The sequence below is a fragment of the Nonomuraea zeae genome (assembly GCF_005889725.1).
GTDB lineage: Bacteria > Actinomycetota > Actinomycetes > Streptosporangiales > Streptosporangiaceae > Nonomuraea > Nonomuraea zeae.
The window spans coordinates 1-8,869 of record NZ_VCKX01000413.1; the positions used below are offsets into that span (position 1 = coordinate 1).

Consider the following 8,869-nt stretch of genomic DNA (forward strand, 5'->3'; position numbering starts at 1 on the left):
CCCACCCGCACTCGCCGCCCGGCTGTCACCGGTCGGCGGCCAGGGAAGGGCGTGATGGGGATGCGGCAGATTCCAGGCCATGGCCCTGCTCACATCTCGCGGATCTTGTTAGACGAGTGCTTTCGACGGCTGCTAGCGTGCGGGTGGTTCTAGATCGTCCCTGTTTCGACGCTCATGGCAGTGGAAGGCAGGACACCCCGTGGATGGACCGCGACCACCGCACCACCCAAGCCCGCATGGTCCCGGCTTCTACCCGGACCCTGGTGGCCAGCCATTCTTACGCCAGTGGGACGGCCGGCGATGGACCGAGCAGACGGCCGCTCCGGGCGCCCCGCCGGCCCCACCCGTCAGGAACCGGAAGTGGATGCTCCCCGTTGGGATCGCCATCGGCGCCTTGGTGCTGGTCGGCGGCGCCGTCGGAGGCGTGGTCGTCATGCGGGGCAGCGACCCGGTCGTCGTGGTGAGGTCCTCGGGGCAGGAGATCCGGGCGAGCGAGGTGGCCGAGAACCTCGGCTCGATCTCCATGGCTCATTTCAATCTCGAACGTGAAGCCGGAAAGCCTCAGTCCAAGGAGCGGAAGAAGCTGTGCGGCCACATCGCCGGGTGGATAGTGGACGAGGACAAACCGCTGGCACTGCCGCTGGAGTCGATGGGCGAACCCCTGCGGTTCCCCGAGGGGCCGAAGCCATTCCTGAATGCGTGTCTGGCCGCTGAATAGCGCCAGCTACCTTGAGGCTGGGTCACGTGTGGTGCAGGAGACGAACTTGACGGTGCGCCAGTCGCCGTTCTGCTCGGGTTCGGCCCGCCACCGGAACTCGTCGCCAGGGGCTCACCACCGCCACTTCCAGAACCGGCGCTGCTGCCTGACCAGCAGCCGCCCGGCCCGCTGCGTCCCCCGCACCACGAAATGCCGCCCGTACCCCGGCGATCGCGCTATGTCCTTCACACTCGCGGGGCTCGCGATCAGCTCGACGTCGTCGATGTCCACGGAGGAGCCGGGCGGCAGCACGATCGTCGTGGAGCCCGCGTACACATCCAGCTCGATCTCGACGACCTGGTGGGGGATGACGGCATCGGTGAAATCCAGTTTCACCGGCCCGGCCTTGGCCGACACCCGCAACACCCGCGCCACCACCCAGTTGCCGCGCCGCTTCAGCGGGGAGGCCACGGTGCGCAGCTCGGTCCGTTCGGCCGCGTGCGCCGTCACGGGGCCGCCGGGCAGGTCGGCCACGTACGGCTCGGCCTCGCCGAACGTCCGCGCGCTGAGGACTCCGCCCAGCCGCTGCTCGAACTCCTCCAACGTCAGCCGCCCTTCACCGACGGCCGCATGCAGACGGGAGGCTAGGCGCTCACGGTCCGCGTCGGACATCCGGGAGTCGGGCGGCTGCGGGACTAAGTCTCCGCTCACACCCGCACTCTAAGTCGTCGAGTAGGCAAGTTGGAGTGATCGCTTGCTGGAAGGCCCGCGCTGGATCACCCTTCGTCTGGCTGAGGGCAGCAGGCCGTAGATCGTACTAGCGGTACGCGCAGCTCCCGGTGCCTTCCCTACTCCGCAGCCTGGAAAGTGCGGCGGTAAGTCTGCGGCGAGACGCCGATCGCGGCGTGCAAGTGCTGCCGCAGTGACGCGGCCGTGGCGAAGCCCACCCGCCCGGCGATCAGCTCCACCGGCAGGTCGCTGGACTCCAGCAGCTCCCGCGCCCGCGCCACCCGCTGCTGGATCAGCCACCGTCCCGGGCTCATCCCCACCTCGTCCCCGAACCGGCGGGCGAACGTCCGCAGGCTCATCCGGGCATGCCCGGCGAGGTCGGTCAGCGTCAGCGGCTTGTCCAGGCGCGTGAGCGCCCACTCGCGCGTCGCCGCCGTCCCGGCCGTGGACGGCTCCGGCACCGGCTGCTCGATGTACTGCGCCTGCCCGCCCTCCCGCCACGGCGGCACGACGCAGCGGCGCGCGACGCGGTTGGCCACCTGGCTGCCGTGGTCCTTGCGTATGAGGTGCAGGCAGACGTCCACGCCGGACGCGGCCCCGGCCGAGGTGAGGATGTCGCCGTCGTCGATGAACAGGACGTCCGCGTCCAGGGCCACCTTGGGGAACAGGGCGCGGAAGCGGGCCGTCAGCCGCCAGTGCGTCGTGGCCGGGCGGCCGTCGAGCAGACCGGCCGCGGCGAGGGTGAAGGCGCCGGTGCAGATGGACACGATGCGCGCGCCGGACGGAATCAGGGCCAGCGCCTCAGCCACTGGAGCCGGGAGCCGCGCCGAGGCCGGCGCCGACTCGTACGGCGGGATGATCACCGTGTCGGCGGTGGCCAGTGCCTCCGGCCCGTGGTCGGTGGTGATCGCGAAGTCCGCGGACGTCCGCACCGGGCGGCCGTCGGCCGTGCAGGTGAGCACCTCGTAGCGGCCGTCCGCGGTGCCGAAGACGCGCTGGGGGATGCCGAGCTCGAACGGGTAGACCCCGTCGAGCGCCAGGACGACGACCCGATGCATGACAGGATCCTATCGGTGAATGGCATTCATGCCACTCCCGCCAAGCATCCAAGCGGAACAGGCTGGGGTGCATGAACGACATCACCACCATGCGCGCCATCAGCCAGGACGTGATCGGCGGCCCCGAGGTGCTCAAGGAGGTCCGGCTGCCGCGGCCGGCGCCCGGGGTCGGCGAGGTCCTCGTCCGGGTGCGTGCCTCCGGGGTCAACCCCACCGACTGGAAGCACCGCGGCGTCCCCGGGCTCTTCCTCGGGGAGCCGCCGTTCGTCCTCGGCTGGGACGTCTCCGGCGTGATCGAGGCGACCGGCCGCGGCGTCACCCTCTTCAAGCCGGGCGACGAGGTCTTCGGCATGCTGCCGTACCCGTACGGAGCGGGCGCGCACGCCGAATACGTCACGGGTCCCGCCCGGGCCTTCGCCCGCAAGCCGGCCGCCATCGACCACGTGCAGGCCGGCGCACTACCGCTGGCCGGGCTCACCGCCTGGCAGGCCCTCGTCGACACCGCCCGCGTCGAACCCGGCCGGCGGGTGCTCATCCACGCGGCGGCCGGCGGCGTCGGGCACCTCGCCGTGCAGATCGCCAAGGTGCGCGGGGCGTACGTGATCGGCACCGCGAGCGCGCCCAAGCACGAGTTCGTACGGGGACTGGGCGCGGACGAGGTCATCGACTACCGCAGCACGGACGTCGCCGAGGCGGTCCGTGACGCCGACGTCGTACTCGACGCCCAGGGCAGCGAGCACGCCATCCGCTCCCTGCGCAGCCTGCGCCCGGGCGGCGTTCTGGTCTCGCTCCGGCTCGACGACGGGAACGCGGCGCTCGCCGAGGAGGCCGCCCGGCTCGGGGTGCGTGCGGAGGTCATGCTGGTGGAGGACGACCATGCCGGGATGGCGGAGATCGCCCGGCTTGCCGCCGACGGCCGGCTGCGTGCCGAGATCGCCGGTACGTTCGAGCTGGCGGACGCGGCGAAGGCGCACGAACTCGGCGAGACGGGTCGTACGGCGGGGAAGCTGGTGCTGACCGTGCGGTGAAGCGGCCAGGTGGCGGCGGGGAAGCTGGTGCTGGCCGTACGGTGAAGCGGCCGGGCGAGGCCGTCGAGAGGCAGGCGGTCGCCGGAGGTGACCGCCTGCCTCGTAGCGGTCAGTTGGCCATGTTGTTGAACATGCCGGGCTCGTAGGAGCCGCCCGGGTTGCGCACGATCACGTTGAGCCGGTTGTTGGCGTTGATCATGGCGATCACGGAGACCAGCGCGACGATCTGGTCGTCGTCGTAGTGCTTGCGCACCTGGTCCCAGGTCTCGTCGGACACGCCGTGGTGGGCGTCGGCGAGCCGGGTGCCCTCCTCCGTCAGCGCCAGCGCGGCCCGCTCGGCCTCGGTGAACACGGTGGACTCGCGCCAGGCGGCGACCAGGTGGAGCCGGACCGCGCTCTCCCCGGCGGCCGTGGCGTCCTTGGTGTGGTAGTCGACGCAGAAGCCGCAGCCGTTGATCTGGCTGGCGCGCAGCATCACCAGGTCCTGGGTGCTCTGAGGCAGCGACGACTGCTGGATGGCCAGGGCGACGTTGTAGATCCGCTTGGCGATCTTGGCGCCGAGCTCGTTGGTCAGCAGGTTGAAACGGGGTTCCATGACTTCGTCCTCACTGGCGGGCTTGCGCGCCGGGCGAATCGTTCGCGCGGCGTCCGTACGACCAAGAGATGCCGGTGACCCGCTCCCTGTGACAGTGCGGTTTTGTGACGTACGCCACCGATCGTGCCTGTCACAGAGCGGCTGGGGCCGGTGTCCTGTGTGTGTGGCAGAGTCGAGTGCGAACGAACAGGAGCCGACGATGAGCGAGCGACCAGTGGATCCAGCCGAGCCGCACGTCCCAAGCAATCAGGTGAGCTCGGCCACCGAGACGTTCGTCGCCCATCGCAATCTGCTGTTCACGGTCGCCTACGAGATGCTCGGCTCGGCCGCCGACGCCGAGGACGTCCTGCAAGAGACCTGGCTGCGGTGGTCGGGCGTCGATCTCGACGTGGTGCGGGATCAGCGTGCCTACCTGGTCCGGATCGTCACGCGTCAGGCGCTGCTCCGGCTGCGTACGCTCGGCCGGCGCAGGGAGTCCTACGTCGGCCCCTGGTTGCCCGAGCCGCTGCTGACCGCGCCCGACGTGGCCGAGGACGTCGAGCTGGCCGACAGCGTCTCGATGGCGATGCTGCTGGTGCTGGAGACGCTCACGCCGACGGAGCGGGCGGTGTTCGTGCTGCGCGAGGTGTTCGACCTGGGCTATGACGAGATCGCCGAAGCCGTCGACAAGAGCGCGGTCGCGGTCCGCCAGATCGCGCACCGGGCGCGGGCGCACGTCGCCGCGCGCCGGCCGCGCGAGGTCATCTCGGCGGCCGAGACCCGCGACGCGATCAAGGCGTTCCAGCAGGCGGTCGAAACGGGCGATCTGCAACGCCTGCTCGACATCCTCGCGCCGGACGTCGTCCTCCTGACGGACGGTGGCGGGGTCGTCCAGGCCGCGCTGGCGCCTGTCGTGGGGGCCGACCTGGTGGCCGGCGTGCTGGGGAGGGTCGATGTCACGAGGTCGTTGCAGCCGGCGCTGGTCAACGGCTACCCGGCGCTCGTTCTCCGGCGCGACGGCGAGATCGACACCGTCATGGCGGTACGCATCGAGAAGGGCCTCATCACCGGCCTGTACGCCGTACGCAATCCCGAGAAGCTGGCGCACATGGAGCAGGAGATCGCCCTGCGCCGCTGAGCGGGTTACGCGAGGGTCAGAGCCACCTGCCGCGGCTGGGTGAAGCGCAGCAGGTTGCCGGAGGGGTCGAAGAAGGCGCAGTCGCGGGCGCCGCCGGGCCGGTCGATCGGCTCCTGCAGCACCTCGGCGCCCGCGGCCTCGATGTGCTCGAAGGTGGCGTCGCAGTCGTCGGTCAGGAAGACCAGGCCGCCCAGCAGGCCCTTGGCCAGCAGATCCTTGATCGCCCGCCGGTCGGCGGGCGAGGCGCCGGGGTTCGCGCCGGGCGCTTCGAGGAAGATCTGTACGTCCGGCTGCGACGGCGGGCCGACGCTCGGCCTCCGCGTCCCCTCGGCTTCGGCGTCATCGCGTAATTCGAAGCCGAGCACGTCGAGGTAGAAGCCGAGCGCCTCGTCCAGGTCGTGGACGGCGAGGGTGCAGGCCGACAGCTTGAGGTTCATGCCGGGCACGCCGCGCGCCGGCCGGGAAGTACGGCTCACCGCCGCTCCCCGCCGGTGGCGCGGAGATAGACGATGTCGAGGTCGCGGAGCCGGTCCGGGTCGCGGTCGATGGTGATGCTGGTGATCTTCCCGTCGTCGATGGCGAACGTGAAGAGGGCCTCAGGCCGGCCGCGGTGCGACCAGACGGCCGCCGGGACGCCGTCGACCAGAGCGAGCCTTGCGGCCTGGGCCCGTCCGGCGAAGAAGTCCGCCACCGCGCGGGCGCCGCGGACCTCGCCGACCACGGCGTCCGGATCGAGCAGTTCGAGCAGGGCGTTGAAGTCCCCGTCCCGGGAGGCGGCCAGGAAGGCGGCGACGATCTCCCGCCTCGGGGATCGCGCGGCATCGGAGGCCCCGGCCGCTCCCTGCACCCGGCGCCGGGCCCGGCTGGCGAGTTGCCGGGCCGCCGCCGGGGAGCGGTCCATGATGGCGCCGATCTCGCCGAACGACACGGCGAACACGTCGTGCAGGACGAACGCGAGCCGCTCGGCGGGTGTCAGCGTGTCCAGCACCACCGTCAGCGCGACGCCGACCGAGTCGGCCAGCAGCGCCTCGTCCTCGGGGCCGGCCTCGCCGACCGGGTGGATGCTCGCGTGCTGGTCAGCCGGCTCGGGCGGCAGCGCCCCGGCCGACTCCTCGCGCCGGCTGCGGCGTGCTTCGAGCATGTTCAGGCAGACCCGGGCGACGATCGTGGTCAGCCACCCGCCCGGGTTCTCCACCTGGCCGGTGTCGGCGCGGCTGACCCGCAGCCACGCCTCCTGCATCGCGTCCTCGGCCTCGCCGGGTGAGCCGAGCATCCGGTAGGCCACCGCTCGCAGGCGGTCCTGGTGCTCGGCGAACCGTTCGCTCAGCCAGTCCTGCTCCACCATTCGTCACATTCCTCCGTTACGGCCTGTCATACCAATTGACCGGCGAACCACCGCCGATGTGACATCCGGGCCCGGCCCGGCTGTCCGGCCTGCGAATATCTCGAGATCATCAGGAGAGCACCATGTCACTACAGGTGAGCGCCATCATGCTCGGCGTCAAGGACCTGGACCGCGCCAAGAAGTTCTACGCCGACGGCCTGGGCTGCACGATCGAGAAGGACACCCGCCACTTCGTCTCGCTCAGCCTGGGCGAGGGGTCCCCGCAACTGGCCCTGTACGAATGGGAGGCGGCGGCACAGGACGCCGGCGTCTCCGCGGAGGGCTCCGGATTCCGCGGCGCCTCATTCCACTTCAACCCCGATTCCAGGGAAGTGGTGGATGAGATGATGCGCAACGCGGCGGCGGCCGGCGGCAGCGTGGTCAAGGAGGCGGCCCCGGCCCAGTGGGGCGGGTACTTCGGCTACTTCAGCGACCCGGACGGCTATCTGTGGAAGGTCACCACGTACGGCTCCTGATCCATGGACCGCACCCCGGCCGCGCCGCATCCGGCGTGGTCGGGGGCCGGCCCGAGCCAGATAGGAGGAGCAGATCATGAAATTTCGGACCTATGTCGAGCCTGTGGAGCCCATGAGAGGGCTGGAAGTTCCCGAGGAAGTCGTGGAGGCGCTCGGCGGAGGCAAGCGGCCGAGGGTGACCATCACGATCAACGGGCACTCGTGGAAGAGCCGGGTCGCCATCATGCGCGGCCGCTACCTGCTCGGCCTGAGCAACGCCAACCGGCAGGCCGCCGGAGTCGTGACCGGCGACGAGGTCGAGGTGGAGGTGGAGTTCGACCCCGAGCCGCCTGTCGTGGTCGAGCCCGCGGACTTCGCCCGCGCCCTGGACGCCGACCCGGTCGCCCGCGCCGCCTACGACCGCCTGGCCCACAGCCACAAGCGGGAGCATGTGCTCGCCATCGAGAGCGCGAAGAAGCCCGAGACGCGCACGCGGCGGATCGAGAAGGCTCTGGCGACGCTGCGGAGCGGGGAGCCGGGGAGACGTCCGGCGGCGCGCACCGACTCGTAGCGGCCGATTGCTTAGGAAAGTTTCTTAATAGATACTTCGAGGTGAGTGCCCACCCCCAACCTCATGGAGTCTCCATGCTTCGTCGCGGCCTCGCCCTGCTCTCCATCACGTCAGCGGCCCTCATCGCCGCTGCCCTGCCCGCCCACGCGGCCGTCGTGGACGTCTCGTTCGGGCCGGTCTCCATAGGCGACTACTGCCACGCCAAGGTCAGCTCGTCGTCGTGGATCGGCTTCTACGAGTCCGGCGGCCTGCGCTGCTACAACGGCGGCATGGGCGGGGCGCTGCAGTACGCGGGGTCCGGCGACCCGTACCTGGCCTGCAAGCACCTCACCACGGACGTCGTCATGGCCGCGCTGCGCGGGCCGTCCGACTCCCTGGTCTGCCGCGTCATTCGCTGAGCCCGCCCTCGTCGATCAGCCGATCGCCCGCGTGTGACCCGTAGAAGTCGGTCTGGCGGGACATGATGGCGCGCATCGGAGTGCCGCGCGGCACGCCGTAGACGGTGCCGGGGAAGTCGAGGTCTCGCTGCTTCTCCCACAGCTCGGCGTGCCGGTCCGGCGAGAACAGCTCGGCCGGGTCTCCGGCCGCGATCCAGCCGATGGGCACGACCGTGCCGGGCGCGAGCCGCGAGTTGACGTGCAGCACGCTGTTGATCCGCAGCTCGGACCCGGTCCCGGCCACCGCGCCCGGAAAGATCGACACTCCGGTCGCGACGAACACCTCGTCCTCCACGACCGCCCCGTTGACGTGCGCGTGCGGGCCGATCAACACCGCGTCGCCGAGGGTCGCCGGATGCGCGGCTCTCCCGCGTACGAGCGCGTTCTCCATCACCACCACGTCCGCGCCGGTGCGCACCTCGCCGTCCTCGGCGGTGAGGACGGCGCCGTGCAGGACGCGGGCCCGCTCGCCCAGGACGACCGCCCCGCACAGTACGGCGGTGGGGGCGACGTAGGCGGATTCAGGTACGACCGGTCTGCGGCCACGATGTTCGAGCAGCATGGCGTCGATCCTAGGCGCTTGTGCCCTTCTGTCACCATGAGCAGCTATTTGCACACTCTTGACCAATCAACTACGGTCCTTGACCACTGTCAGCCTGTTTGTGGACGCGTGGAGTGATCAAGTGCAACACCGTAGAACGAGAACCGGCATCGCCCTTACCGTCACCGCGGGCGCTCTTGGCTGCACCATGGTGACTCCGGCGTACGCGTCCCCCACTCCGGCGCCGACCCCCACCC

At 70.6% G+C, this 8,869-nt stretch carries 12 protein-coding genes and 1 pseudogene; 7 read left to right on the top strand and 6 right to left on the bottom strand.

Annotated elements, in window-relative coordinates; genetic code table 11:
• Nucleotides 1-199 precede the first annotated feature (199 nt).
• Nucleotides 200-328: pseudogene (locus ETD85_RS67795) on the top strand (DUF2510 domain-containing protein); the annotation flags it as partial.
• A 66-nt stretch (nt 329-394) separates the two neighbouring features.
• Nucleotides 395-718 (top strand): hypothetical protein, encoded by a 324-nt coding sequence (locus tag ETD85_RS66435; protein ID WP_240780077.1) that lies wholly within the window; start codon nt 395-397, stop codon nt 716-718.
• A 111-nt stretch (nt 719-829) separates the two neighbouring features.
• On the opposite strand, the gene ETD85_RS56955 is transcribed toward ETD85_RS66435, so the two are convergent.
• Together ETD85_RS56955 and ETD85_RS56960 are read right to left on the bottom strand one after the other, a co-directional pair.
• On the bottom strand, nt 830-1,408 hold the full coding sequence (locus ETD85_RS56955; RefSeq protein ID WP_138698173.1) for a DUF1707 SHOCT-like domain-containing protein: 579 nt from the start codon (nt 1,406-1,408) through the stop codon (nt 830-832).
• A gap of 137 nt (nt 1,409-1,545) precedes the next feature.
• Nucleotides 1,546-2,484: a GlxA family transcriptional regulator gene (locus ETD85_RS56960; RefSeq protein ID WP_138698174.1), complete on the bottom strand. Its 939-nt coding sequence runs from the start codon at nt 2,482-2,484 to the stop codon at nt 1,546-1,548.
• An 89-nt stretch (nt 2,485-2,573) separates the two neighbouring features.
• Here ETD85_RS56960 and ETD85_RS56965 point away from each other — a divergent pair, with 89 nt between their 5' ends.
• Nucleotides 2,574-3,512, top strand: a complete 939-nt coding sequence (locus ETD85_RS56965) for an NADP-dependent oxidoreductase (RefSeq protein WP_206059527.1) — start codon at nt 2,574-2,576, stop codon at nt 3,510-3,512.
• Nucleotides 3,513-3,621: 109 nt separating this feature from the next.
• On the opposite strand, the gene ETD85_RS56970 is transcribed toward ETD85_RS56965, so the two are convergent.
• Complete coding sequence (locus ETD85_RS56970) at nt 3,622-4,107, bottom strand: carboxymuconolactone decarboxylase family protein (RefSeq protein WP_138698176.1); 486 nt, start codon at nt 4,105-4,107, stop codon at nt 3,622-3,624.
• A gap of 199 nt (nt 4,108-4,306) precedes the next feature.
• On the opposite strand from ETD85_RS56970, the gene ETD85_RS56975 reads away from it, so the two are divergent.
• A complete protein-coding gene (locus tag ETD85_RS56975; RefSeq protein ID WP_138698177.1) occupies nt 4,307-5,224 on the top strand; it encodes an RNA polymerase sigma-70 factor in 918 nt (305 codons plus the stop codon).
• Between the two features lie 5 nt (nt 5,225-5,229).
• On the opposite strand, the gene ETD85_RS56980 is transcribed toward ETD85_RS56975, so the two are convergent.
• Together ETD85_RS56980 and ETD85_RS56985 are read right to left on the bottom strand one after the other, a co-directional pair.
• Nucleotides 5,230-5,700 (bottom strand): VOC family protein, encoded by a 471-nt coding sequence (locus tag ETD85_RS56980; protein WP_338087263.1) that lies wholly within the window; start codon nt 5,698-5,700, stop codon nt 5,230-5,232.
• Nucleotides 5,697-6,569 (bottom strand): sigma-70 family RNA polymerase sigma factor, encoded by an 873-nt coding sequence (locus ETD85_RS56985; protein ID WP_138698178.1) that lies wholly within the window; start codon nt 6,567-6,569, stop codon nt 5,697-5,699. The genes ETD85_RS56980 and ETD85_RS56985 overlap by 4 nt, the downstream gene beginning before the upstream one ends.
• A 122-nt stretch (nt 6,570-6,691) precedes the next feature.
• Here ETD85_RS56985 and ETD85_RS56990 point away from each other — a divergent pair, with 122 nt between their 5' ends.
• The 3 genes from ETD85_RS56990 to ETD85_RS57000 all read left to right on the top strand — a co-directional run bounded on the left by ETD85_RS56990 (nt 6,692) and on the right by ETD85_RS57000 (nt 8,032).
• Nucleotides 6,692-7,084: a VOC family protein gene (locus ETD85_RS56990; protein WP_138698179.1), complete on the top strand. Its 393-nt coding sequence runs from the start codon at nt 6,692-6,694 to the stop codon at nt 7,082-7,084.
• A 76-nt stretch (nt 7,085-7,160) separates the two neighbouring features.
• Nucleotides 7,161-7,634 carry a YdeI/OmpD-associated family protein gene (locus ETD85_RS56995; protein ID WP_138698180.1) on the top strand — a complete coding sequence of 158 codons (474 nt, stop codon included), beginning with the start codon at nt 7,161-7,163 and terminating at the stop codon, nt 7,632-7,634.
• A 74-nt stretch (nt 7,635-7,708) separates the two neighbouring features.
• A complete protein-coding gene (locus tag ETD85_RS57000; protein ID WP_138698181.1) occupies nt 7,709-8,032 on the top strand; it encodes a hypothetical protein in 324 nt (107 codons plus the stop codon).
• Here ETD85_RS57000 and ETD85_RS57005 read toward each other — a convergent pair.
• Nucleotides 8,022-8,633 (bottom strand): gamma carbonic anhydrase family protein, encoded by a 612-nt coding sequence (locus ETD85_RS57005; protein WP_138698182.1) that lies wholly within the window; start codon nt 8,631-8,633, stop codon nt 8,022-8,024. The two genes, ETD85_RS57000 and ETD85_RS57005, sit on opposite strands and share 11 nt — an antisense overlap.
• Nucleotides 8,634-8,869 lie beyond the last annotated feature (236 nt).

What these genes read in the sequence shown, in the direction of transcription:
- ETD85_RS56965 (WP_206059527.1), top strand. Translation starts at nt 2,574, where the DNA reads ATGCGCGCCATCAGCCAGGACGTGATCGGCGGCCCCGAGGTGCTCAAG.
- ETD85_RS56990 (WP_138698179.1), top strand. Translation starts at nt 6,692, where the DNA reads ATGTCACTACAGGTGAGCGCCATCATGCTCGGCGTCAAGGACCTGGAC.
- ETD85_RS56960 (WP_138698174.1), bottom strand. Translation starts at nt 2,484, where the DNA reads ATGCATCGGGTCGTCGTCCTGGCGCTCGACGGGGTCTACCCGTTCGAG.
- ETD85_RS57000 (WP_138698181.1), top strand. Translation starts at nt 7,709, where the DNA reads ATGCTTCGTCGCGGCCTCGCCCTGCTCTCCATCACGTCAGCGGCCCTC.
- ETD85_RS56970 (WP_138698176.1), bottom strand. Translation starts at nt 4,107, where the DNA reads ATGGAACCCCGTTTCAACCTGCTGACCAACGAGCTCGGCGCCAAGATC.
- ETD85_RS56985 (WP_138698178.1), bottom strand. Translation starts at nt 6,569, where the DNA reads ATGGTGGAGCAGGACTGGCTGAGCGAACGGTTCGCCGAGCACCAGGAC.
- ETD85_RS56995 (WP_138698180.1), top strand. Translation starts at nt 7,161, where the DNA reads ATGAAATTTCGGACCTATGTCGAGCCTGTGGAGCCCATGAGAGGGCTG.
- ETD85_RS56975 (WP_138698177.1), top strand. Translation starts at nt 4,307, where the DNA reads ATGAGCGAGCGACCAGTGGATCCAGCCGAGCCGCACGTCCCAAGCAAT.
- ETD85_RS57005 (WP_138698182.1), bottom strand. Translation starts at nt 8,633, where the DNA reads ATGCTGCTCGAACATCGTGGCCGCAGACCGGTCGTACCTGAATCCGCC.